Origin of the sequence: Sphaerisporangium sp. NPDC051011, from assembly GCF_040653595.1 — a bacterium.
Classification (GTDB): Bacteria; Actinomycetota; Actinomycetes; order Streptosporangiales; family Streptosporangiaceae; genus Sphaerisporangium.
On record NZ_JBFAGG010000018.1, the window covers coordinates 1 to 25,165 of the forward strand.

Genomic DNA, 25,165 nt, shown 5'->3' on the forward strand with positions numbered 1-25,165 from the left:
CAACAACCAGCGCCGCCGCGTACGGTTGGCATGCACACATCACATGATCAACCCAGCGGCATAAGGCGAGGCATCCCCCTCAAAGTTGAAGAGCCGACATAGGTGGTCTCCCCCGAACGCCCGCATCGCGCTGCCGAACGCCTGACACACCGCACACCCCGACGCCCGGATCACCAACTGAGCGATCACAATGAACCGAGAATGATCGTCGATACCGTTTCGGCTTGATGGTCCAGTTGAATCTGTTCTAGGTGTCAGCGCTGTTTCCAAGCACTACTCTATATTGGTTCGATGGGACTGAGGTGCTGAGACTATCGGCGAGCAGGTTGAGTAGGTCGGCCATCTCGCGTAGGCGCTTGACGTGGTTACCGTCGCTCAGTGGGTTGCTTTCATCCTCCACTTCACCATTGATCAGGCCTTCGCTGCCGTCTTCAAGGCCGCTCTCCACAGTGCTGTCCTCTGCAGCGTTCTCCGTTGGCCCTTCGAATACATCTTCAGCCTCGCCATCGATACTGGCGTCCTTGGCTGTTGTCACGGTGGCAATCTCCGCGACATCTTTCGGACCGCCTTCTTCGGCCCCGAGGCGGTGGTGTGCGATACGACGGCGAAGTCGCCATAGAGTCGTGGTCACGTCGCTCTCCAGGTTCGATGCGACCTTGTCTGCCGCTTCCAGCCATCCCCGGTTCTTTTCTCTTGCGTCCCGAGCTGCGAGCCAGATGAGACGTATCAAGGTTTCACGTGTGAGACGTTCCAGCTCCGCCGCGACCCCTATGAGTGGAAGACCTGAAGCCCCCAGGTCAGATACCTCCGCGTCTGTATCGAACAGCTGAGAGAACTTCCACGGGTCATCGTTGCCAAGGCGGTCGAGCGCTACGAACACGCTAGAGAATTCCTCCAGAGGTGCTTCTCCGGGGTAGTAGCAACGATGGGCCCATACTTTCAGTATGATCTCCACGATCTGCTGCCGTTGCTCTACGGTTATGGTCGCATCATCCTGGGCAGTCACAATAAGCTCGGCCAAATGGTATGCCATCCACTGACCAACGGTGTTGTAGTTTTCCAAGTGAGCTGCGAGCATTCGCCCGAGTTCGAGGACATCATTAATATTCGAGCCAGCGTCCTCCCGAATCGATGAGATAGACCTTGCCGGACCACTCGAGCCAGTCGAACTCATCGTCATTTCCCTTTCTGCGTTCGTAGTAAGGACGATGCCTATCGCGCCGTAGCCCGACTTGGAGAACCAAAGTCGTGTCGAGCTCCTGTAAAACCGTCCTCAAGAACTCGTGATGGATCTCGAACTGTTCGCCGCGAGTTCCAGTCTCGCGTTCATAGAGTCCAGGCAACATGCTGCTCCAGACCCTGCTGCGGAGGACCGGGACGCCATCTTGGAACCACACGCGCTGGTCTTCGTCAGTCGTAAGATTGAATCGGCTAATGATGTTCTCGCCGGGTCTCGTCGGGGGGAAGCCGACACCCTGCCCGCGTTCATCCCGGTTATCGATGCCGTAGTGCATTTCCTTCATGTCCAGCCATGGGATGAGTTCGAACGGATGATTGTCGGGACGGTCGTGTTGGTCGTCGGTTGTCGGCATCCTGAAAGAGTGCGGACCCAGCGGCGAGGTTTGCAAGGTGACCAGTAGTGAACGCGCCGTCTCGTGTGGGACAAGAGCGCTACTGACCAGTGTGTCTTCTGCGAGTTCATCGTGCGCCGCGTGGATGTTCGCTCCCACCGTCACCCAGTCGCCTCCTACTCCGGCCACCCTCTCGAAATCCCTCTTCGAGAGGGTCCAGGGCCAGTCCACCTTCGTTTCCTGCACCGCGAGCACCTCATCAGGAGCTGGGATCGGCGGTGGGTCTCTGCGGTCCGCAAGCCACCTGCCGTCGGACCGCTTCGGCAGAAACTGGGCAAGCCAGTCGGTGTAGGAGTCCTCAGCTGACTCGGGCTCCTTGTACGCGGTCTCGGTCTCGGCAAGTTCTGCACCGACAGTAAGCAATGCATGAACCGCCATATAGAACGAAATGGTGTCCTCGCCCGGCCAACTCCTGTGGTCCGGGTAGGCACGTCGCTGGTCATAGACACCTGCGTCAGAGCGCGGGTCCTTTCCAGCTGCGAACACGTCGTATCCGTCGAACTTGGTCGCGGCCTGGGCGGCGCGCCGTGCGATGTGATTCTCGGTACTTCCGAAGATCTCCGCAACGTCCCTACACCAGTACGGCTCAAAGTCGAAGAAGAACCGGCCCCGTTCAGGCTCGACGTCCTCATCCTTATCGCCGTTAAGCAACGGGTCCGGGCGGGCTTGCCGCTGTTTATACTCCATCTCGACCCAGTCGGCGACAACCGGCGTGGTCAGCACGTCGGCGTCCGCGCTTTCGAGGGCAAAGTGGCTGCGCTCGAATAGATCAACCAATGTTTGCTGGGCTAGCACCTGGTTCGCCGCATGATGTGGACCTCGCACGACACCTGTCAGCCAGGTGGTGAATCCGGTCACCGTTGTAGCATTCGGCTCCTTTGCTGCCCGTGCGAGAGCGAGCAGCAGCCACATGCGAGCGTGGAGCGAGTAGAATGGGAATCGCGCATCGAGGAACGGCGTCACCGGCTTGGTCCCGACGGCGAATTGAGCAAGCGCATCGAGGTCATCTTTGCAGCCAAGTCGCACCAGTAGCAGAACAGCGTGCACCGCCTGCCATCGTGACTTATCGGAGATGTCACCCAGCGCAGCCCATATCAGGCCAGCAATATAGGACGCGGAGTCGGCTGGTGGGGGCGAGAGCGACCCGTAAGGGCCGTCAGAGGACGTACCAGACGGTGCAAGGTCGTCAAACAAGTCCGCGAGGGCATCAAAAACCTCCCCAGCAGGTTGGGGGTCCAACATGTTGGCGAGATTGGACGCGAGAAGGAAGTAATCCCGGTAAGCCAGTTGGTGGGCGCTGCGGCCCAGCTCTTGGAGCGCAATCTGTGTCAGGTTGCTGACCGTGGTCCCGGTTGCTTCGGCGACGGTGACAATGCTGGAGTCGTCATAGGCCCGAGTGCAGATGTACCGCGCAAAGCGGCTTGCCAGGGTTGTGCCGAGCTGCTTTCGAGCTTTCTTGAGCGCGAGAGATTGGGGTCGCTGCGCGGCCGCCTGGGCAAGATTCTCGAAATCCATCTGTGTCGCCCTAGTTGCGCGACCCAACGCGTCCAGCACTGCGGGGCGCCGGTTCGGATGCTTGTCGATGGCGAACTCTGCCAGTGCACGTCGTGCCTCAGTTCGCCAGCCGAGTTGACTCAATGCCTCGTTCCAGGCGTCCTCAGTAGTGAAGTCGCTATCCGAGAACAGAACGGCCGGATCTGGCGGCGGGTCCTCGTCCCGATCGTCGAAGACGTTGGGACCCTTGTACGGCTGCACCGCCCTCTCGCTTGGCATGCGCTCACAACGTGTGAATGTCTCGAAGACGTTGGTCACCATCGCTGCAGATGTCGGCGACAGGTCAGCGAGCAGGCTTCGCCATCTCAACCTTGGCTCGAACGCGTACAAAGCCAGGAAACCGAGCCGTTCACATCCTGGTCCTGCTGCGCCTTTGAGAGCCGGGGTGAGCATCGCGTCGAATGGCAAAGTGCGCCTGTCACGTGCCCGAGAGGTGGCGGCGAAGTAGGTCGGTTCATGCATCGTGCGAAGACACTCAGCGAGCTCGGTTGTGTGAATCTCGCCTTGTGTGCGGCCCAGTTCCTCGGCGATTTGAAACAGGCGGTATGCGCGGACAGGTTCGGTGCCAGTAGCCAGCGCCTTCGCCGTCTTCACAAGCGAGTCCCAGCGGGCATAGAGATCATCGCCCACCTGCTCAGCCTCAGCCACTGCAGCATCGAAGGTAGCCCGTGCTTCGGCCTCGTTGACAGCGAGGAGTGTTCGCGCAAGGTCAATCAGTGACTCGACCCGGCTCTCAGCGTCCGTCCGATCACGTTGCGCAGCTTCAATCCCGCGTGTCGCCGCCTCAAGGCCAAGCGTCTCGAGATGCAGCGAATGCGACGCGATGCGAGCGACAGCGAGGCGTGAACGAGTTAGCGGCTCGTCATTGGCCTTGTGCCAGCTTGTGAACTTTTCGACCAGGTCTTCCTTAGGGACGAGAGTCAGTATCCGGGTTGCGATCTCGGCGACCGCGTTGAGGAATACGAACGGCGGGTTGTAGTGGCTGACCTGCTTCAAGTCATTGGAGATCAGCGCATCGAGCCTGGAAACGACCTCCTCCGCGTCGCCATCCAGAATTGCAGCCAGCCAGCATTCGGCCCAAGGTAAAACGCCTGGGATGTTCGTCTTGAAGTCTCGCGCGTTGTGGTCGCTTGACTGCTCCTGCTGCTCCATAAGCTTGAGCAGCTCTTCGCTCGCGACGTCTTCGACCTTGAGGATGTCTCCGGTGAGGCGGGCGCGTAGCGCATACGCGAGCAGGAGGCTGCTGAGGGAAAGCGTGGTCAGGCGCGAGCCGGCGCCGTCGGGGAGGTGGTCAGGGAGGTGGATGTCGAGAATACGTAGAGCTTCAGCGTCGCTCAGGCGCCTGACTCTCAGGCCGTGCGCCAGTCCCCACACGACCCCGCGAACGTCCACAGGTTCGTAATGCAAGACGTCACGAGCTGGTTTGAATGGCTCCTTCCGCCTGCCAAGCATCTTGGCCAAGGCCTCTGCGGCTTCATCAGTCGGAACGATATTGTACTTAAACATCGTCTCTGCCGCGGCCGCCTGAACATGCTCGTGCCGCTTGCCGCTCAGAATGAGCCCCGCCAGATCGTCGTAGCGCCCGGCGTCTGCGAGGCGCACGCACAACTTCGCTGCCACCTTGCGAACGAAAGATTCCGAATCCCAGCGAGACATGAAGTCGAGCCCGCCTTTGGGGCCATCAACGTTGGTGGCCGCCATCGCGAGGTCCGCGACCTCTTTAGCCGTGATGTTCTTCCTCAGGCGGGACTTCTCATCCTCCGGTAGCTTCAAGATTGCGGCGAAGTTGTTGAATGCCGATCTCAGCCTGCTGCGGGCTAGGTCCTTGAACCGGTCGATATGCGACAGCAGGACCGCCTCGACGTGCAGGTTCGATCCAGGCCAGTCGGTGGCAAGTTCCCGGCCCGAGCAGAGCACCTCAACGACATCGGCGTCCAAAAACCTGGCAGCGAGGTCGGTATGAGTTCGGAATAAAGCCATCTTGCGCGAGTGACCAGAGGACATGTTGCCGGCCTTGACCGCCAGCAGCGCAGCGTCCGTGTTACGTCCAGCGCGCAGCATTGCGCACAGAGCGAACCTGGCACGTGAACGTGCAATCTCCTGAGCCTGAAGTTCCTCGGTTCCACCCGGCAAACCGGTGTCCGACAGCGCCATCTCGACGAGCTCGTCGAGCATTTCCGCCTCGAACAGAAGCTGCGGAAGCGTGCTGGCGACGTAAGGTGACCTCGCGGCAAACGGCTTGACGCTCATCGCGAACTCCCGCTTTTGGGCAGGTCCTAGGCCGTGCGTTGTCCGGAACCATGTCTCAGTCGGTTCGTCGCGGAACTGAAGGATATTGCCTGCGGCGTGAAGGCCGCGCCCAAGCGCGACAGCGAAGCTGCGGATTGCGTCTGCGTCCAAAGCCGTGATGGCTGCCAGGTCGTCCAGCGGCATCGGAGGATGCAGCGTCGCCAGGGCTTGGCACAATCGCGAAAGCTCGCCGGGGAGCAGGTGTCCTTCCTTAGCCACGTCGTGAACCTGCTTGGCGAGCAGGCTGTCCAAGACTTCTCCAGGCGTGGTTCTTGCAATCTGGATGGCGGCGAGGGCCTCCGCGACCGACTCCGCGTTCTCCATCGCCATCGCCTGGACGCGCGGGTTCCCGTCGCTGAGTACATGCAGCTCAGCGCCCTCTGCCTCGGTCGCATCCGGAAACCTCGTCCGCAGGTGCTCGAGGGACTCGGACTTCTGGAACCCGTCGAGCGCAATCTCCGTCACGCTGCCTTGCGGAATCTTCAGCAGACGCTTCCGCTCAGGCCGGCACATTTGCACCAACCTAGTGTTCGCTGGCCAGTCCTCTCGGAATAGGTCGGTGACGAATGTGCGCATCTGCTGTTCTTCAGCGGCCATGGCCGCGTTGTCGGCAGCGTCGATGACAACTGTGAGGAGCGCATCCGGGTCGTCACGGGCAAGCTGTTCTGCAGCCACCCAAATGCGGCGCATGAACACTCGGGTGTAGTTAGCCTCTGTCGCCACAGTAGGGATAAGCGGTGTGCACCACCCATGGGCTGCGAGTTCATTGGAGATCTGGGTGAGAGCAGTTCGATGCTCGTGGCGCTGGGAGGTAACCTTACGGTAGTCGCCGCCAGCGAAGCAGTCATAAACAATGGTCACGGAGTTCTTCGGCAAGACCCCTGGCAGGATCGACGTCAGGATGGACTTGCCGGCACCACCGACCGCAGTGATCAGAACCTTGTTGTTAGTTCCGTTCCGGAGCTCTGCGGTGACATTATCGACGTTCTGAGTGTGAATGACGTGGTCGAGTGGCTCGATGGCGCTAGGTGCCGGAAACAATTCCTCTGCGGTAGTGCGCAGAGCAACCAAGATGTCGCCCACTTCGATGGTCTGCTTGTCCACGAGCGACGTCGCGCAGCGCGAAACGGTCTCCATCAGCTGCGACATCTCTGTGCCAGTGCCGCCACCAGGTAAGAACTGCTGCAATTCGCCACGAAGCAGTCCCTCTAAGTCTGCGATACCAGGGCTACCCTCCTCAACCTCGAAACGTTGACAAAAGTCAACTTCGCTCTGGGTGTCCGCACCGAATTTCATGTATCCACGCAGGCGCTCAGCCTCAGTCGTGTGAGTGAACGCTCCGGCACCTGCGGCCAGTTCCTCGAGTGAGAGTCGGACCTTGTCGTTCAGTGTACGGTTCGCGACGAAGACGAACTCCAGCTTCGCCCGCCGCCCCATCTCCAACTCCGTGCGGTAAATCTTGGCGAACTTCTTCAGGGTGTTTTCGAGCTCCGAGGCGACTATCGGTACCTCGGTTCGCATAGTCGAGTGCTTGAGTTGCGCGTAGCGGAACCTCGCACAGGTGGCGGCGTCGTGCCCACCGTAGTACTCGGCAACGTCGATGACCTCCTCGCCCTCGACTTCTTCGCCCTCGGGCAGGCCCTCGACACCGACGACCTTGAGGTCACCGGTTATATCCAGGAGACGCAGCGCCCGTCGGGCAGCCCAGTAGTAATGGAACCTGTCCCCGTCTCTGCTAGCGCGTACCCGCTCTGCATCTCCCACCGCCCTAACCTACAGGTCAGGGCGCTACAAGCGGCATTGTTACGGGATAACGGATCAACGTCACGCGGGCCTTCTACTCCCAATCAAACTCGGGGAACGTTGCTGTACAGCAGCGCGTACAGCAGCACCGCCTCACGTGGTCACATGGCATCGACCCACATCCTTCGCTTTAGCTGCGCAGGACGCTGCGAGCGCGGCTCCTGCCGTTTCCTACGGATCAGACGTTCTACCTAGCGGCGAAGGCGGTGACCGTCGCCCACTACGTAGCCATCCCACAAAATTGGCGATCGCGGCTGCGGCCCCTCCACCAGAGCCTTGCCGACACCAGGCCGAAATCGCCGCCCGCGCCAGGTCGGTCACGCCTCTGACGATGGACGCGCACGGGGGATTTGCGGCAGTGCTCATCCGACGGGCGCGCGCGTCCGGGGAGCGCGAGGGGGCGGGGCCCCTCGCTGGGGGTTCGGGGGCTTGCCCTCGACAAACACAGCCCGGGCATCTCTTGCGCGGAGCGCAGCTTCTGCCCGGACCATGCCTTACGCCATTAACGCCCGGACCATGCTTTACGCCCCGAACGCGCTAACGCTCATCGGGCTACCAGGGGGATTGTTCGGCGGATGCTGCCGCAGACGCCATCGCTGGCCGTGGCCGCCGCTACTCGTTCGGGGGTTGGGGTGCCGTACCCCGTCGTGCGCTGGCGTAGGGGGCGGCCGGTCGGTTCGACCATCGCGGCGATCTGGCTGATCGTCTTGTAGGAGCCGTTCTCCGAGCCCGCCATGCGGCTGATCGTCTCCTCCATCAGCGTGCCGCCGAGGTCGTTGACGCCGCCGGACAGCACGGCGCGGCACAACTCGTCCTGGAGCTTGACCCAGGAGCACTGGATGTTGGAGATCGCGCCGTGCAGCATGATGCGCGCCAGAGCGTGGACGGCGCGGTTCTCGCGGGCGGTGGGGCCGGGGCGCGCGACGCCCGCCAGGTAGATCGGCGCGCTGTGGTGGACGAACGGCAGCAGCACGAACTCCGAGAAGCCGCCGGTCTCCTCCTGGATGCGGCGGATCAGCCGGATGTGCGCCACCCAGTGCGCGGGCGTGTCCACGTGGCCGTACATCATCGTCGAGGTGGTCGGGATGCCGGCGCGGTGCGCGGTGGTGATCACCTCGATCCACTCGCGGGTGGGCAGCTTGCCCTTGGTGAGCACCCACCGCACGTCGTCGTCGAGGATCTCCGCCGCCGTGCCCGGCAGCGAGTCGACCCCGGCCTCCTTGGCGGCCAGCAGCCAGTCCTCGATGGACATGTTCGTCCGGCTCGCGCCGTTGACGACCTCCATGGGGGAGAAGGCGTGGACGTGCATGTCCGGGCAGCGTTCCTTCACCGCGCGCGCGATGTCGAAGTACGCGGTGCCGGGCAGGTCGGGGTGGATGCCGCCCTGCATGCACACCTCGGTCGCCCCCGCGGCCCACGCCTCGGCGGCGCGGTCGGCGACCTGCTCCAGCGAGAGGGTGAAGGCATCGGCGTCGGTGCGCCGCTGCGCGAAGGCGCAGAAACGGCAGCCGGTGTAGCAGACGTTGGTGAAGTTGATGTTGCGGTTCACGACGTAGGTGACGTCGTCGCCCACGGCCTCCCTGCGCAGGTCGTCGGCGACCCGGCAGAGTTCCTCCAGGTCGGCGCCGTCGGCGGACAGCAGCGTGAGCGCCTGGTCGTCGGTGAGCCCGGCCGGGTCGGAGGCGGCGCGGCGCAGGGCCTCACGCATGTCCGCGCCGATCCGAGTGCCGGTCCCAGGGCCGGTCCCAGAGCCGATCCCAGGGCCGATCGCCGTGGCCGGGGCGGCGGGCATTCGGTCGCGCAGGGCGTCCCAGTCGCCGTACACGTTGTCGAAGTCGTCGCGCCGGTCGGCCGAGCGGCCGGTGGAGTCGACCTCGACGTGCAGGTCCGTACGGCCCGAGGAGGCGAACCCGCCGTCGGGCTCCTGCCACGGCCGCCCCACCGGGAGGACGTCGCGGGCGAGGCCGGTCTCCGGGTCGGCGAGGGCGTCGACGTGCGCGCGCAGGCGCGGATCCAGCCAGGGCTCGCCCGCGCGGACGTACTCGGGGTAGATGGTCAGGCGTTCCTTGAGCGTGAACCCTGCGGCGGCGGTGCGCGCGGCGAGCTCGTCGATCTGGGGCCAGGGCCGTTCGGGGTTGACGTGGTCGGGCGTGAGCGGCGAGACCCCGCCCCAGTCGTCGATGCCGGCCCGGATCATCAGCGCGTACTCGTCGCCGATGAGGTTCGGCGGGGCCTGGACGCGTGCCTTGCCGCCGAGCACGAGCCGGGTAACCGCGATCGTGGCGGCGAGCTCCTGGAGGTCGGCGTCGGGCATGCCGCGCATCGCCGTGTCGGGTTTGGCGCGGAAGTTCTGGACGATGACCTCCTGGACGCCCCCGTACTCGCGGGCGACCCTGCGGATCGCGAAGATCGACTCGGCGCGGTCGGCGACGGTCTCGCCGATGCCGATGAGGATGCCGGTCGTGAACGGCACGTTGGAGCGGCCGGCGTCCTCCAGGACGCGCAGCCGCACGGCCGGGTCCTTGTCGGGCGAGCCGTAGTGCGCCTGGCCCTTCTCCTCGAACAACTGCCGGGAGGTGGTCTCCAGCATCATGCCCATGGACGGGGCGACCGGCTTGAGCCGCTGGAGGTCGCGCCAGGTCATGACGCCGGGGTTGAGGTGCGGGAGCAGGCCGGTCTCCTCCAGCACGCGGATCGCCATGGCGCGGACGTAGGAGAGCGTGTCGTCGTACCCGTGGGCGTCCAGCCATTCCTTGGCCTGGTGCCAGCGGTCCTCGGGGCGGTCGCCGAGCGTGAACAGCGCCTCCTTGCACCCGAGTGCGGCGCCCTGGCGGGCGATCTGCAGCACTTCGTCCGGGCCGAGGAAGGCAGCGGTGAGCTTGCCGGGGGCGGTGGCGAACGTGCAGTAGCCGCAGCGGTCGCGGCAGAGCCTGGTGAGGGGGATGAAGACCTTGCGGCTGTAGGTGACGACGCCCTGTCGTCCGGCCGCGGCAAGCCCGGCGTCCCTGACGCGACCGGCGTATTCGAGGAGCCTCTCCAGGTCGGCGCCCCGGGCGTGCAACAGAACCGTGGCCTCCGTCACGTCGAGCGCCTTGCCGTCTCTGGCCCTGGCCAGCGCCCGCCGGATCGCGGCGTCTGTGGGGTTCACGTCCATGAAGGCACATTACGGAACGGCGCTTCCCCTTCCCGTGACCGGGTCCTCAGAACACCTCCGGTTAAGTGTCGCTTAAGAGTATCGGTCAGAAGGTCTCGATGGACGTAAATACATGCATGCGAACACAATTGAGGAGTCCCCACGAAGCCCGTGCAAGGAGCCCCCGATGTCCTGGTTGATCCTGGCCTTCATCGTCGCCGCCGCCGTCCTCGCCCCGTTCTTCGGCGCCGACAGCCGCGACGGGCGCGACTGGAAGCCCGCCTCCGGCGACGACCCCAACGCCCACCGGTTACGCGAGCTCAGAACGAGCGATAGTCCCGTGCGGACATCCTCGGCCCGCGTGCCGGTGGTCTCCGCCCGCCGAGTTCGAGCAGGCGGGTGACCCTGTGACGCTGCCCGCGGTACGGGGCCAGCAGTTCCAGCATCCCGGCGTCGTCGGTCTTCCGGCCGGTGAGCGACCACCCGACCAGCGCGGGCAGGTGGTAGTCACCGACCGAGACCGCGTCGGGGTCGCCGTGGGCCCGCTGCCGCGTCTCGGCCGACGTCCACACCCCGACGCCCGGCAATGCCCGTAGCAGGCGGTCCGCCTCCGCGGGCGCCGCCGCCTCCAGCTTTCCCGCGTGCGAAGCCGCGTTGACGATCGTCCGCGCCCGCACCGCCTCCGCCCCCGCGCGATGCCAGTCCCACGACGGGATCCTCCGCCAGACCTCCGGCTCCGGGAACACGCGCATCCCGACCGGCGCCGGCCCCGGAGCGGGCTCGCCGTACGCGCGCAGCAGCCACCGCCACGCCCGCCACGCCTCCCGGCCGACGACCTTCTGCTCCAGCACGGCGGGCACCAGTGCCTCGAACACCCGCGAGGTGATGCTCAGGCGCAGGCCGGAGTACCGGGAGGCCAGCTCCCTGATCAGCGCGTGGCCGAACTCCAGCCGCTCCATCAGCGCGCGGAAGTCGGCCACCGGGTCGTCGGCACCGAGCAGCCGGGGCAGCGTCTCCAGCATCCAGAGCCCGCCCGGCCCCCACGCCCTCCCCACGACCTCGCCCGCCCGCGCGTCCACGAAGACCCGCAGCGTGCCCGGCCCCTCGGGGGTGCGGGACGTGCGCCAGATCGCACCGTCCGGCGCTGCCTGCCACGCCGGGTCGCCGGGCCCGCGGCGAAGCGGCGCCAGCGTCAGCCGCACATCGAGGGGCGCGCCGGGCCGCCACCTGCGCTCTCGCACGACGTCCAGGGTATTGCCGCCGGACCCGCCCGCGCGTACCGGGCGGGCACGGCACGGTCAGGCGTCAGGCGTCGCTGGAGAAGCGCACGGCCCAGGGCGGCAGCGTGACGCCCGGCCAGACGCGGGCCCCGGCCAGCAGTTCGTTGCCCGCGCCGATCACCGCCCGGTCGCCGATCACCGCGTCGCGCAGCACGGCCCCCGACGCGACCCGCGCGCCCGCGCCGACCACGGAGTCGGCCACCGTGGCGCCGGACTCGATCACGCAGTCGGCGTCCAGCACGCTGCCCCGCACCTGGGCGTCGGCCTCGACGACCGCGCGCGGCCCGACGACCGTGCCGGCGGAGATCTTGGCCCTCGGCGAGACCCGGGCCTCCGGCAGCGCCAGGAACTCGCCGCACGGCCCCGGCAGCGCGCCCGAGGGCATGCGGCCCAGCACCAGGTCGCAGGAGCCCTGCACGAACGCCGCGGGGGTGCCCACGTCCAGCCAGTACGACCGGTCGGCGTACCCGAGCACCAGCTCGCCCGCGGCGATCATGCCGGGGAAGGTCTCGCGCTCGACCGACACCACCTGGCCCGCCGGGATCGCGTCGATCGCCGACCTCGTGAAGACGTAGCACCCGGCGTTGACGCGGTTGGTCACCGGGTTCGGGGTCTTCTCCAGGAACGCGGTCACCCGCCCCTGCCCGTCGGTCGGCACGCAGCCGAAACGCGTGGGATCGTCCACCTCGGTGAGATGGAGCGTCAGCGCCGCGCCGCGCGAGACGTGCAGCCCGACCTGCTCGGTGATGTCGTGCCCCGACAGGATGTCGCCGTTGAGCACCAGCACCGGCGCGTCCGGCCCGCAGGTGAGCGCCTCGGCCGCGTTGCGGATCGCGCCGCCCGTGCCGAGCGGCGTCTCCTCGGTCATGTACTCCAGCGCCAGCCCGAACGCCGACCCGTCCCCGAACGCCTCGGCGAACATCGACGCGCGGTACGACGTGGCGAAGACGATGCGCCGCACGCCGAACGACCTGGCCCGGGCGAGCTGGTGCGCCAGGAACGGGACTCCGGCCGTCGGCAGCAACGGTTTGGGGGTGTTCAGCGTCAGCGGGCGCAGACGGGTGCCCTGCCCGCCCACGAGGAGGATCGCCTCCAGGTCCGCCGCTTCCGGCGAGTAGCTCTCCGTCACAACCGTGAGGCTAGCTCACTGATCGGCCGCTCGTTCATACGTGGCCAAATGAGCTTCGGCCGAAGCCTCCCACGTGAACTCCCTCGATCGGGCGATTCCGGCCGCGGCCAGGGCGTCGCGGCGCTCCTTCGACTCCAGGAGCACCCTGAGGGCGTCCCTGATGCTCTCGGCGTCCGGCTCGGTGTAGGCGACGGCCTCGCCGCCGACCTCGGGCAGCGAGGTGCGGTGGGTGGTCAGCACGGGGGCGCCGCAGGCCATCGCCTCCAGGACCGGCAGGCCGAACCCCTCGCCGCGCGACGGGAACGCCACCACGACCGCGCCGCCGAGGAAACCCGGCAGGTCGGCGAACGACAGGTAGCCGGGACGGACGACGCGCACCGTCACGGGCAGCTCGCTGATCGCGGCGTCGACCTCGTCGCTCCACCCGGCGCCGCTGGCCAGCACCAGCGTGGGCGGCAAGGAAAGGTCGCGCACCGCCTGGCCGAAGCCGCGCACCAGGTTCGGAACGTTCTTACGGGGCTCGAAGGCGCCGAGGAACGCGACGTACGGGCGGCCGTGCAGCCCGAGCCGGCCCACGGCCCGCGCGACCTCCTGCTCGGACGGCTCGTGGAACAGGCCGCGGTCCACCCCGTGGTAGGCGACGTCGACGCGCGTGGAGTCGGCCGCCAGCAGCCGCACGAGCTCGTCGCGGGTGGCCTTGGACGGCACCACCACGCGTGCGCAGTCGCGCACCGCCGTGCGCGTGGCGGCCCGGAAGAACGACGCCTTCAGGTCGCCTTGGAGCTCGGGCTCGGTGAACCAGGTCACGTCGTGCACGGTCGCCACGGTGGGCAGGCCCGAGTGCAGCGGGATCGAGTAGTACGGCGCGTGGATGACCTGGGCCGCGACCTTGCGCGCGAGCACCGGGATGCCTGTCTGCTCCCAGACGAGCCGCGCGCTGCGGCTCGCGATCGCCGGAGGCCCCGAGAGGATGCGCGCGCCGGGCGCGATCTTGCCGTAGCGGTCGGCGTCGGCGCGCTGGCAGACGACCGCGAGATCGGCGCCCGCGCGGTCGAGGGCGCCGACGAGACCGTCCACATAGCGGACCAGACCCCCGCGGTCGGCGGGGACCGCGGTGGCGTCGACGAGCACACGGGGCGTCACGAGCCGCGCTCCTTTCCGGTCACCGGTTCACTCTATTGCGAGGCTCCCCCGTTTCGTGAGTGATATCACCGCTCATTTCCCCACTCGCAACCCCCGGTACGACCTCGAACCCCTTTCATCCCCCAATCATGTATCACCCGTTAACCGTGGGGACGATTAACGCCCGTCCACCGGCCACGACGACCTCGCTCCACAGGCTCGGCAGGGCACCCCCGCGGCCGGCCCGGCGCACCGCGCGTCCGCGCAGGCGGATCCCCCTGTTTTCGGAACAGCCCAACGGGAACGCACCGTAGAAGGGCATGCCTGGATCTTCACGAAGAATCCTCGCGATGGAGCAGACTTAGCAAATACTTAACACTTATTTCGTCACATCGAGCTCGCCTTGGCGCAATTCCCGTCGGGCGGCGTCGCGCTCGGCTTCCTCCCCGCCGCCGGGCCCGGCCCGTGAGGGCGGTCAGTCCCCTCGGGTGGCCGCCGGAACGGGTTCGGCGCGGCGGGCCGCGGCGCCCGCCGTGGCGGCGCAGACCAGGTCGCCGGCCGAGACGACCAGACGGGAGCACAGGGCGGCCGCGATGGCCGTCCCGCCGTCCAGGACGGGCGCCAGGGCGGCCACCATCGCCACCTCGCGGACGCCCGCGCCCGCCGGGGCGATCACCACGATGAACCCGAGGCACCAGGCGAGGGCGAACGCGCCCGCGGACAGCGCGAGCGCGCGCCCCCCGGTGGCGCCGAGGCCCGCGACGATCAGCGCGAGGTGGGCGCCGTACGCGGCCCAGCCCGCGAACGCCCATCCGGCCGAGGTCAGCAGGCCCCGCCGGGTCAGCGGGCGTTCCAGCGGGGGGCGTTTGAGCAGCTTGAGGCCGAAGGCGAGGGCGGTGTTGACCACCTTGGGATGGAGCCCGGCGACCAGGACGGGGAGCAGCAGGAGCAGCCAGGCGTACTGGGACACCGACGCGCCCGCGAACGCGGGGAGGGTCAGCAGGGCCACCAGAAGGCCGGTCGCCAGGTAGATCGGATATGTCAGGAAAAAGGCGGCGGCGCTGCGGGGGCGCGGAACGCCGAGGTCCTTGCCCATCTCCATCTGCGCCAGCACCGGCCACAGCGACCCCGGGATGTACTTGCCGAGCTGCCCGACGAAGAACACCTTCGCCGCGTCGGTGAACCGCAGCGGGGACCCGAGGTCTGCGAGGAGCGCCCGCCACATCAGCATGCCGGACACCAGCGCCGCCAGCACCGCCACGAGCGAGCACCCCAGCAGCGGCCACGACAGGCGGGAGAACGCGTCCGCGACCCGCGACCACTGCCCGGCGATCGCCCACGCGCCGAACCCCAGCGCGACCAGCAGGAACGCGAGCCTGAGAAGCTTCTTCCCCGTCATCGGCGCGCGCCGCTCATCGGGTGGCGACCCGCTGGGGCGGCTGCGGGAGCGCGGAGCCGAGCGGCGCGCGGGGCGTCTTGGACGCCACCCACAGGTAGGTCGGGACGACGGGCAGCAGCCCGCGCAGCGCGGCGCGGGGCGTACGGGCCAGCGTGGCCTGGGCGGCGCGGCCCACGGCCCCAGGGAAGAGTTCGGCGCCCGCGAACCGCCGCGGCGAGGCGAGCACGGGCAGCGAGTAGTCCCAGACGTGGAAACCGGCCAGCATGCGGCGCAGGCCGCCCCGGGTGCGGAAACGCTCGTAGTAGTGGTCGGCCCGGCCGGACGCGCGGACGTACCGGTCGGCCAGCGACGGCGGCAGGTAGGACAGGAACGGCAGCTTGTAGTGCGGCTCCATCACCCCGAGCCGGTTGCCGAGGCCGAGGTAGAGCACGCCGTCGTCGGCGAGCACCCGGCGCATCTCCTTCACCACGGCGTCCGGGTCCACCACGTGCTCGTAGATGTGGTTGAACACCAGGACGTCCATCGACCCGTCGCGGAAGGGCAGCGCGGTGCCGTCGGCGCAGACGAAGTCGACGCGCTCGCCGAACCGCTCGGCCGCCTTGCGCAGGCCCGGGACGTCGATGTCCACCCCGAACGCCCGCCTCGCGCCGGCCGAGGCCAGCTCGTCGGCGATGAACCCGGCCGAGCAGCCGATGTCGGCGACCGTCAGCCCGTCCAGGACCGCGCCGCCGTCGTCCTTGGCCTCGCGCCCCAGGAAGTGCGCCAGCACGGCGATGATCTTCGCGGCCTTGCGCCGCCGCTTCGCCTCGTCCAGCATCGCGGCCTGGAACTCGGAGTACTCGAGCTGCGCGACTCGTTCCCTACCCACCCGGACTAGCGTAGTAGACAGCGCCTATGGCGCTGTCTCCGTTCGCGCGTGCGAGGGCGCGCCGGAGATCAGAGCCTTTGTGTACGTCGCCCAGTACGGCTCGGGGTCGACGGACTTGACGTTGCCGCGGAGACGTTCGGGTTCGCCGTCCGCGTAGAAGCGGGTGATCGCCTCGGTGAGGGCGTCCGCGGAGCCCGGCTCCACGACCAGGCCGTCCACGCCGTCGGTGACATGGTCGGCGAGGGCGCCCACGCGGGTGACGATCGCCGGCAGGCCGTGCTCGTAGGCGAGCCACACGTTCTGGCTGGCGGTCGCGGAGCGGTAGGGCAGGACGAGGGCGTCCGCCGCAGCGAACAGCGCCGGAACGTCCTCGGCGGCGACGTACCCCGGCCGCAGCTCCACGCGGTCGCCGAGCCCGAGCTCCGCGACCAGCGCGCGCGTCTCGTCCAGGCCGCCCCAGAACTCCCCGGCCACGGTCAGCGACACGCCCGGCACCCGGGCCAGGGCGCGCAGCAGCAGGTCGAGCCCCTTGTACGGCCGGACCATGCCGAAGAAGAGCAGCCTGCGGCGCACGCCCTCCCCCGCGCGCGCCCCCGCCGTGGCCGGGAGGTGCGGTGGCAGGGCGGCGACGGACACCGGCGCGGGGCCCAGCTCGCGGGCGATCGCCGCCTGCTCGGGCGAGTGCGCCAGCACGCGGTCGGACCGGCGCAGCAGCGCCCTGACCAGCGGCGCGTCGTACGGCTTGCGCTCGTGGGGCAGCACGTTGTGGCAGAGCGCCAGGACCGGGGCCGCGCGGCGCAGGCCGTACAGGATGCCGAGGTAGGCGGGCACCTGCACGGGGCTGAGCAGCGTCAGCACGACCAGCCCGGCGTCACGCAGGCGGCGTCCGCACCGCAGCCAGCCGTCGGGCCGCCGCCAGTCGAGGTCGCGCCGGACGTGCGGGAACGGTTCGCCCTCGGGCGCGGAGATCGTCTGCTGCCCGGGGTACAGGAACGAGGGGTACTGCGCGCGCCAGGACTCGATCACGACGTCGTGGCCGCCCGCGGCGAGCCGGTGCGCCAGCTCGGTGGTGTGCTGTGCGCCGCCGCCCTTGTACGGGTAGGTGGGCCCGACGATCGCGATCCGCATGACATCCGCCCCCGTCGCCGCGGCCTACTCGCCCCGGGAACGGACGATCAGGTCGGCCAGCAGCGCCAGCGAGCCGATGATCAACCCGGAGAGGAACACCATGACCGTGCTCGCCGGGAAGTAGAACGGGTGCCGGAACATGTCCACGACGCCCTTCACCAGCCCGATCACCACCAGCCAGATCGCGGGCGGCATGAGCACCTTGAGGGGGTTGAAGTACATCACCATCCGCAGCACCTGGAGGATGTAGCGGTAGGCGTCGGAGATGAAGCTGAACTTGGACTTCCCCGCCCGCTTGCTGTACTCGATCGGCATGTAGTGCACATCGTGCTGGTTGGACAGGAAGGCCAGCGTGATCGTCGTGACGCAGGAGAACCCGGGCGGCAACAGCCGCAGGTAGGGCAGCGAGACCGACCTCCTGAAGGCGCGCAGGCCGGAGTTCAGGTCGGGGATCTCCTGGCCCGCCAGGCGCTCGGCCACCTTGCGGATGAACCACTTCGCGGGCACCCGGAGGATCTTGTGCGACCCCTGCTCGCTGGTGCGCGCGCCGACGACCTGGTCGATCGCCGGGTCCTTCTCCAGGATCTGCACCAGCTCGGGGATGCGCTCGTTGGGGTAGGTCATGTCGGCGTCGGTCCACACGACGATCTCGCCGCGCGCGTCCTGCGTGCCGATGCGCCGGACGGTGCCCGAGCCGCCGTTGCGGTGGAACGCCACGATGCGCATGTGCGGGAAGAGGGGCGCGGCCTCCTGGAGCCGGGCCAGGGTTCCGTCGGTGGAGTGGTCGTCGACGGCGACCAGCTCGTAGGTGTAGCCGCTCACGTCCATGGCCCCGCAGATGCGTTCGACCTCCGCGATGACGTGGTCCTGCTCGTTGTAACAGGGCAGGACGATCGTCACATAGGGCTTGGCGTCCACGGCGGGTCCAGTCTCAGGCGTCTCGGTCACACTCACGTCGGGCGAGGATACAGTGCCCGGCCGAGGTTGAAATCCACATCTTCCCCATCTGCAGAGTCTTTTCCGTCCGCGGCGGCGCCACTCCGGCCGTCCTGATCTCGCCGGTCGCGGCGGCGAGGAACGTCCTGACCGGCCTGACCATGTGCTTGCCGGGCGCTGCCCGGGTTCCGGCCACGCCATTGCGGGGACTTTTCGCGATTTGCTGTATTTTCGCCCTTTCACGCCGGACCGGAGACGTCGATCATTTCCCGCCGCCGACCCCACGCGATCCGCGACAATTGCCACCCGGCGGTCCATCTGCCCTGAAACACCCGGCGGGCGGGCGGTAAAGTTCCCTCAATATATACGCAGCGTAGCTAGGATCTCACTTCGAGTGCAGAACTCCGAGGAGGTCACCCATGTACGCCGCAGCACTGGCCATCGGTCTCGCCACCGCCATCACACCGGCCCCCGCTCCCGGGGCCGACGTCCCCGTCCGCCTGGTGATCAGCAGGGCCCATGTCCACCCGGGCGACGTGAAGAGCTGGTCCCTGAAATGCGCGCCGACGGGCGGCTCCCACCCGGCCGCCGAGAAGGCGTGCGCCATGCTGCGGGCGATCCGCGGCGACCTCGACAAGATCAGGCCCCGGCCCGGCCTCGTCTGCACGACCGAACACGACCCCTACGACGTGCGCATCAGGGGCGTGTACGACGGCAGGCCCGTCGTCTTCGCCCAGCGCTACGCGAACGGCTGCGTGCTCGAAGGCTCGGCCGCCCCGATCGTCCCCCACGACGGGCCTCGATAGAGGTCCCGATCACGACCGCCGCCGGTCGGCCGTTCAGGGCGTGGTCATCCACACGACGGCGTTCAGCGACCACGTGCCGTCCGGCGGGCTGACCAGCGAGCGCTCGTCCTGGCGGGTCCGCAGGTTCACCACCTCCTCCGCCGTGCCGTACGGGGCGAGCTGGCGACGCTCGGCGGCGAGCAGGACGGGACTGCGGCCCGCGGCCCGCACGCGGCCGATCAGGCGTTCCACATCGGCGCGCGGCGCGACGTCCCCCTCCTCGACGCGGACCGACGCCGTCGGCACGCCGCACATGCCCCGCACGACCTGCGGGAATCGGTCGGTCGTCACCCGTTCGACGATCAGCACTGCGGCGTCGCGGGGCAGCGCGGCGCACAACCTCTCCACCTGGGCGACCTCCCCCTGTTCCATCGGCGTGAACGCCGTGCCGATCGAGGTGATCGCGGCCGGGACCACCAGCAGCGCCCCGACGGTCACGGACATCGCCGCGCGCGCCCGCGGGCCGTACCCCGCAGGCGCGTGCGGAATACGGCCCGCCGTCCACCGCGCGCCCCACACGGCGAGGACGACCAGTCCCGGGATCACCACCGGCACCAGGCGCCGGGACGCGAACGGGTGGTCGGGGGTGATGGCGGGCAGCCACAGCGTGGTCACCGTGGTCCAGCCGATGACGGCCAGCGGCAGCACCCAGGCGAACTCGCGGCCCCGCGCCATGCGGCGCACGAGCAGGGCGGCCGCGAATGTGGCGAGCACGACGGCCGGCACGCCGAGGTACCAGATCACCCAGTACAGCGAGTTCTCGTAGTAGAGCCGCGAGGCGTCGCGGGGCAGCCCGTTGACCTGCTGCACCGCCTCGATGAACCCCGCGTTGAGCCTGTCCTCGGGGGTGACGGCCTCGCGGTGGACCGTCTGCAGCCAGGGACGCGCGGCGAACCCGAGCGCGACCAGGACGACCAGCCCGGCGGCCAGCGCCGGCACCCGGGACGCGAGCCGGGGCACCCGCCGGGACGCGAACCAGGCGATGATCCTCGGGCCGAGCAGCGCGCCCGCGGCGGTCAGCACCAGCACGGCCGCGCAGATGTACAGCAGCGGCACCACCGAGCCGGACAGATAGGACAGGTAGGGGCGGGCAAGGACGAGCGCGGCGGCGAACCCGAGCCCGGCGCCCGCGACCAGCCCGCCGAGCAGCCACGGCCCCATGGGCGCGTACACCGCGGCCCGGCCGCCCGCGCGGCGCATCGCGATCAGCAGCCCCGCGTACGCCAGCACCGGCAGGACGTCGCGCAGGCCGTCGATCCTGACCAGCAGCGCCAGGCCGAAGACCAGCCCGGCCAGGGCCGCCGCGCGCGGGCGGGCGCGCGCGTCCAGGAGCAGCGCGATGCCGCCGAACAGCAGGATCAGCGACGGGATCTCGCTGAGCGTCGTCCGGGACGTGTAGAGGATCGGCAGCGCGACCGCGAACAGCAGCGCCCCGAGCGGCGCCCACCGCGCCCCCGCCAGCCGGGCGACGACCCCCGCGACGGTCAGCACGGCGAGCGCTCCGAGCACCGCGGGCATCACCAGCAGGCCGTGCACGCCGCCGAGCCAGTCGCCCGGCGCGTACAGCATCGGCGCGCCGGGCATGAACTGCGGGACCACCGCGCCGCCGTGGTCGTAGAAGCCGACGCTGTTGAAGCGCAGCGCGGGATCGGCGCCCCCGAATGCCGCCGTGTCGTACGGGATCGGCAGCGACCCCTTCCTGGCCAGCCAGGCGGCGTACTGCGCGTAGGTGCCCGGGTCGCGGCGCACCAGAAGCTGCTGGCTGTGCAACAGGCCGTTGAACAGGCCCGAGGCGGCCGCGATGACGGCCACCGCCGTGACCTGCCAGAATGTGGCCTCGGGCGCCTCGCGCGCGCGGGTGAGCCGCACTCCGTACGCGCAGACTGCGACGGCGAGCCCGCCGCCCAGCAACAGGACGGGCAACGGCCGGAACGCGCCGAGCAGCAGCAGGACCAGCCCGGCCGGCAGCCATCCGGCCAGGACGAGGGCGGGCATGATCGAGACCGCGGCGAGCACCTGGCCCGCCGGCGGCCATCGTGAGTGGTCGAGCCCGGTTCCGTCCATCTGTTCCCGCGAGCGTCTCTGATTGGCTTAGCGATCCTGTGCGTTACACAGAATCAAGGCACAACGAGCTGCCCAGTATTCACCAATCGTCTTCGTGCCCGGGTGCCGGCAACCGGAGCCGCCGGCCCGTTGAGCACGTCCCTCCGGACGCTGACCGGTCAGGCGTACAGCCTGACCGGGGAGGGTGCCCGACGTCGCCTGGGCGCCGGGCGTGCGGTAACAGTATGCCACGACATAACTACGATTCACTGATCGAATCAGAAAGCCTAGCCGCCGGTCCGTCCCCTGGTGGCGCGGCGCCCGCCCGGCGGCCCGGCGTGCCCCAGGGTGGCGCTTCTCGTGCGGCCGGGCGTGCCTCGGGGCGGCTCTTCTCGTAGGGTCGCCAGTGGCCGTCGACGACGCGTATCCGCATCCGACCAGCAGGGGGAGCCAGTGGCAGCAGCGAGGGGGCCGGGCCTCGCACGCGCGGCCCGGCGGCTGGGCGCGGCGGCCCTTCGTGCGGCCCGTGCGCATCGGTGGTTCCTGGCCCTGCTGGCGGTGGGCGCGGCGCTGCGGGCGGTGGCCATGCTCGGGTACCGCCCGGCGCTCTGGTTCCCCGACTCCTACACCTACGTGGTCACCGCGATGCGGCCCCGGCCCGACCTGGTGCGCCCGGCCGGGTACTCGATGTTCCTGCGGCTGCTGGAGCCCTTCCACAGCTTCGCGGCGGTGGTCCTCGTCCAGCATCTGATCGGCCTGGCGACGGCGGTGCTCGTCTACCACGCCGTCCTGCGGGCGGGCGGGCGGCGGTGGGCGGGGACGCTCGCGGCGGCGCCGGTGCTGCTCGACGCCTACCAGATCGAGCTGGAGCACCTGCTCGTCTCCGACGCGCTGTTCGGCCTGCTCGTGGCCGGGGCCGTGGTCGCGGCCCTGCGCGAGCCGACCTGGCGCACGGTCTGCGCGGCGGGCCTGCTCCTCGGCGCCGCGACGCTGACCAGGACGGTCGGCCTGCCGCTGATCGCGCTGGTGACATGCTGGACGGCGGTGCGGCTGGTCGCCGGGCACCGCCCGGGAGGCACGCGCAGGGCCTACCCGGAGGGCACACGGGTTCCTCCCGGGGTGCGGCTCCGCGTGTGGGCGTCCCGGTCGCGGCGGCTGGGCCTCGCGGGGCTGCTCGCGGCCGTGGCGCTGGCGCCGGTCGCGGCGTACGCGGCGTGGTTCTCGGCGACCTACCACCGGTTCGGCATCGTGGGCTCCAACGGGGTCTTCCTGTATTCGCGGACGATGGCGTTCGCCGACTGCGGCGTGATGCGCCCGTCGCCGGACCTGGCGGTGCTGTGCGACCCGACCCCGCCGGAGCGCCGTCCCCCGTCCCAGGAGTACATCTGGGCGGCCTGGTCCCCGCTGGTGGCGCTGCCGGGCATCACCTTCACCGAACAGACCGACCGGCTCGCGGGGCGGTTCGCGTCCCTGGCGATCCGCAGCCAGCCGGGGGACTTCGCGGCCTCGGTGCTGTCGGAGTTCGCCCGGACGTTCACCTGGGGGCGTCCGGTCTACCCGGACCGCGAGATCTACGGCTACTACGAGTTCCCGGCCACGCCGCCTCCGCCGCCCGGGCGCTACCCCGCCACGGTCGGCGCCGCGTTCGCCGAGCGCTACGAGCGGGGGCCGATCGGCACGTGGATCGTCGAACCGTTCGCGGGCTGGACGCGTGGCTACCAGCACGTGGTGAGGCTGCCCGGCACCGCGCTGCTGGTCGTCCTGCTCCTGCCTCCCGCCGTCGCGGTCGCGCGTGCGGCGCGGCGGCGGGGGCGTACGGGGACGGCCTGGACGCTGCCGTGGGCGTCGTCGGTGGCCCTGCTGCTGACCCCGGCCGTGACGGCTCAGTTCGACTATCGATACGTGCTGCCGTCGGTGCCGCTGGCGTGCCTGGCGGCGGCGCTGGCGGGACGGGGCCGCCCCCGGTCAGAGCCCGATCCCACCGGTTCCTGTGAACTTCCAGTAAAGCCAGGGATTACGATATTCCACCGAATATCCTCGCCTGAGTAGGCTTGACCGCCGGACGAACCCCTCTGGAGTCCTCATGATCATGCGTTCATTCACCCGATCATGGCTCCCAGGGCCGGGCCGATGACTAACCTCATGACGAAATGAGCGAGTACCGACACGACGCGGTCGGAGACCCCCGGGGCGAGCCGCCACAACCCGGCCGCCGGAGCCGCGGCCGGGGCCAGCAGCCTCCCGGCCCGCCTCCGCCGTCCCAGGGGGAACGCGGCCGCCGCCACCGCGGCGTCCCACCCGACCAGCTCGTCGCCGCGCACGAGGAATCCGGCGCGCACGGCGCCTACGCCCCGACCCGTTCCCGCAGCATGCAGGAGACCGACCCGGCCGACGTTCCGCGCTCCGGCCGCCGCCGGGGCGGGCCGCCCCCGCCGCCCGACGAGCCCTCGCGGGGCCGCAGGCGCAACCCCCCGTCCGGCGGCCGGCGCATGGGGGTGCTGTCGTGGATCAGCATCGCGCTCACCGCGGTGCTGGTGATCGTCGCGCTGACCGGCTACACGCTGTACCGCAACCTGCTGGGCGGCATACACACCGAGGACGTCAACGGCGACCTCAACGCCAACCGCCCGGTCAACAGCACCGGCGCGCTCAACGTCCTGCTCGTCGGCTCGGACTCCCGCGCCGGCGACAACAAGAGGTACGGCCAGCACATGGCCGGCGAGGGCGAGCGCACCGACACGATCATCCTCATGCACGTCTCGCCGAACCGCGACAAGGCGACGCTGATCAGCTTCCCGCGCGACTCGATGGTGCAGATCCCCGCCTGCAAGAACGCGCGGACGAAGGCCGCGATCCCGCCCCGCCTCGACATGATCAACTCGGCGTTCAACGAGGGCGGCATGGCCTGCACGATCAACACGATCGAGGCGAACACCAACATCCGCGTCGACCACTACATCAAGGTCGACTTCACGGGCTTCAAGAGCATCGTCGACGCGCTCGGCGGCATCCAGATCTGCGTCCCCACGGCCGTCGACGACAAGGACGCCAAGCTCCACCTCCAAGCCGGAAAGCAGATCGTGAAGGGCGAGACCGCCCTCGCGTACGTCCGCGCCCGCCACTCCCTCGGCGACGGCAGCGACATCAGCCGCATCAAGCGCCAGCAGATCTTCCTCTCCCAGGTGGCGAAGAAGGCCACCAGCGGAGACACCCTGACCGACCCGACCAAGCTGCTCGGCCTGGTCTCCGCCGCCGCCAAGGCGGTGGTCATGGACCCGCAGCTCGACGTCGACACGCTCATCGAGATCGCGCAGAGCGCCCGCAGCCTCACCGCCAAGGGCGTGAAGTTCGTGACCGTCCCCTGGGAGCCGTACCCGGCGGACAAGAACCGCGTGCAGTGGAAGCAGCCGGACGCCGGGCGCATGTTCGAGTCGCTGCGCAACGACATCGAGGTCACCCCGACGGCCAAGCCGAGCGCGGCGGCGTCGACGTCCGGCGCCCCCGCCAAGCCCGCGCCCAAGCCGGGACAGATCCAGGTGCAGGTGCTCAACGGCACCAACACCGGTGGCAAGGCCAAGGAGGTCGCCGAGGCGCTGGCCGCCCAGGGCTTCAAGGTCACGCAGGTGGGCGACGCGCGGCAGGCCGACGGCACCGACCGGCCGCAGACGATGGTCCTCTACGCCAAGACGGCCGCCGAGGGCGCCGACTACGCCGCCCCGCTGGCCGCCAAGCTCATGACCAAGGTGACGCCCGCGGCGGGCAAGGTGAAGACCGGGCTCACCACCCCGTTCACTCCGTCCGCGGCGGTCAATCCGCCCGCCGGGGCGACCGCGACGCCCGAGCCCGGCAGCCCCGTCATCCAGCTCGTCGTCGGCGCCGACTTCAAGGGCGTCAAGGTGCCCGTGACGATCCCGGACAGCGCCCGCGTCGTGGACTCCAAGACCGACGTGTGCAGCACCTGACCCGCGCCTGATCGTCGTGCGGAACGGCCCGGTCCCCCGGTGG

At 68.9% G+C, this 25,165-nt stretch carries 14 protein-coding genes; 3 read left to right on the forward strand and 11 right to left on the reverse strand.

Features of this window, described 5'->3' with window-relative positions; genetic code table 11:
- Positions 1 to 247 precede the first annotated feature (247 nt).
- The 10 genes from AB0H21_RS32965 to AB0H21_RS33010 all read right to left on the reverse strand — a co-directional run bounded on the left by AB0H21_RS32965 (position 248) and on the right by AB0H21_RS33010 (position 18,290).
- Positions 248 to 1,174 (reverse strand): hypothetical protein, encoded by a 927-nt coding sequence (locus tag AB0H21_RS32965; protein WP_358524608.1) that lies wholly within the window; start codon positions 1,172 to 1,174, stop codon positions 248 to 250.
- On the reverse strand, positions 1,101 to 7,238 hold the full coding sequence (locus AB0H21_RS32970; protein WP_358524611.1) for a hypothetical protein: 6,138 nt from the start codon (positions 7,236 to 7,238) through the stop codon (positions 1,101 to 1,103). The genes AB0H21_RS32965 and AB0H21_RS32970 overlap by 74 nt, the downstream gene beginning before the upstream one ends.
- A 583-nt stretch (positions 7,239 to 7,821) precedes the next feature.
- Positions 7,822 to 10,431 carry a bifunctional FO biosynthesis protein CofGH gene (locus tag AB0H21_RS32975; RefSeq protein WP_358524612.1) on the reverse strand — a complete coding sequence of 870 codons (2,610 nt, stop codon included), beginning with the start codon at positions 10,429 to 10,431 and terminating at the stop codon, positions 7,822 to 7,824.
- Between the two features lie 299 nt (positions 10,432 to 10,730).
- A complete protein-coding gene (locus tag AB0H21_RS32980; RefSeq protein WP_358524615.1) occupies positions 10,731 to 11,651 on the reverse strand; it encodes a DNA-3-methyladenine glycosylase 2 family protein in 921 nt (306 codons plus the stop codon).
- A 64-nt stretch (positions 11,652 to 11,715) separates the two neighbouring features.
- Positions 11,716 to 12,819 (reverse strand): NDP-sugar synthase, encoded by a 1,104-nt coding sequence (locus tag AB0H21_RS32985; protein ID WP_358524618.1) that lies wholly within the window; start codon positions 12,817 to 12,819, stop codon positions 11,716 to 11,718.
- A gap of 15 nt (positions 12,820 to 12,834) precedes the next feature.
- Positions 12,835 to 13,962, reverse strand: coding sequence for a glycosyltransferase family 1 protein (locus tag AB0H21_RS32990; protein ID WP_358524620.1), 1,128 nt, complete (start codon positions 13,960 to 13,962; stop codon positions 12,835 to 12,837).
- Positions 13,963 to 14,416: 454 nt separating this feature from the next.
- Positions 14,417 to 15,340 (reverse strand): lysylphosphatidylglycerol synthase domain-containing protein, encoded by a 924-nt coding sequence (locus AB0H21_RS32995; protein WP_358524623.1) that lies wholly within the window; start codon positions 15,338 to 15,340, stop codon positions 14,417 to 14,419.
- A 13-nt stretch (positions 15,341 to 15,353) separates the two neighbouring features.
- Positions 15,354 to 16,208, reverse strand: a complete 855-nt coding sequence (locus AB0H21_RS33000; protein WP_358524625.1) for a class I SAM-dependent methyltransferase — start codon at positions 16,206 to 16,208, stop codon at positions 15,354 to 15,356.
- Between the two features lie 24 nt (positions 16,209 to 16,232).
- On the reverse strand, positions 16,233 to 17,336 hold the full coding sequence (locus AB0H21_RS33005) for a glycosyltransferase family 4 protein (RefSeq protein WP_358524628.1): 1,104 nt from the start codon (positions 17,334 to 17,336) through the stop codon (positions 16,233 to 16,235).
- Between the two features lie 24 nt (positions 17,337 to 17,360).
- A complete protein-coding gene (locus tag AB0H21_RS33010; RefSeq protein WP_358524631.1) occupies positions 17,361 to 18,290 on the reverse strand; it encodes a glycosyltransferase family 2 protein in 930 nt (309 codons plus the stop codon).
- Positions 18,291 to 18,691: 401 nt separating this feature from the next.
- Here AB0H21_RS33010 and AB0H21_RS33015 point away from each other — a divergent pair, with 401 nt between their 5' ends.
- A complete protein-coding gene (locus AB0H21_RS33015; RefSeq protein WP_358524634.1) occupies positions 18,692 to 19,078 on the forward strand; it encodes an SSI family serine proteinase inhibitor in 387 nt (128 codons plus the stop codon).
- Positions 19,079 to 19,111: 33 nt separating this feature from the next.
- Here the strand turns inward: AB0H21_RS33015 and AB0H21_RS33020 are convergent, their stop codons facing one another.
- Positions 19,112 to 21,181: a hypothetical protein gene (locus tag AB0H21_RS33020; RefSeq protein ID WP_358524637.1), complete on the reverse strand. Its 2,070-nt coding sequence runs from the start codon at positions 21,179 to 21,181 to the stop codon at positions 19,112 to 19,114.
- A 432-nt stretch (positions 21,182 to 21,613) separates the two neighbouring features.
- Here AB0H21_RS33020 and AB0H21_RS33025 point away from each other — a divergent pair, with 432 nt between their 5' ends.
- Together AB0H21_RS33025 and AB0H21_RS33030 are read left to right on the forward strand one after the other, a co-directional pair.
- Positions 21,614 to 23,209: a hypothetical protein gene (locus AB0H21_RS33025; RefSeq protein WP_358524640.1), complete on the forward strand. Its 1,596-nt coding sequence runs from the start codon at positions 21,614 to 21,616 to the stop codon at positions 23,207 to 23,209.
- Between the two features lie 101 nt (positions 23,210 to 23,310).
- A complete protein-coding gene (locus tag AB0H21_RS33030) occupies positions 23,311 to 25,122 on the forward strand; it encodes an LCP family protein (protein ID WP_358524643.1) in 1,812 nt (603 codons plus the stop codon).
- The last annotated feature ends 43 nt before the right edge of the window (positions 25,123 to 25,165 follow it).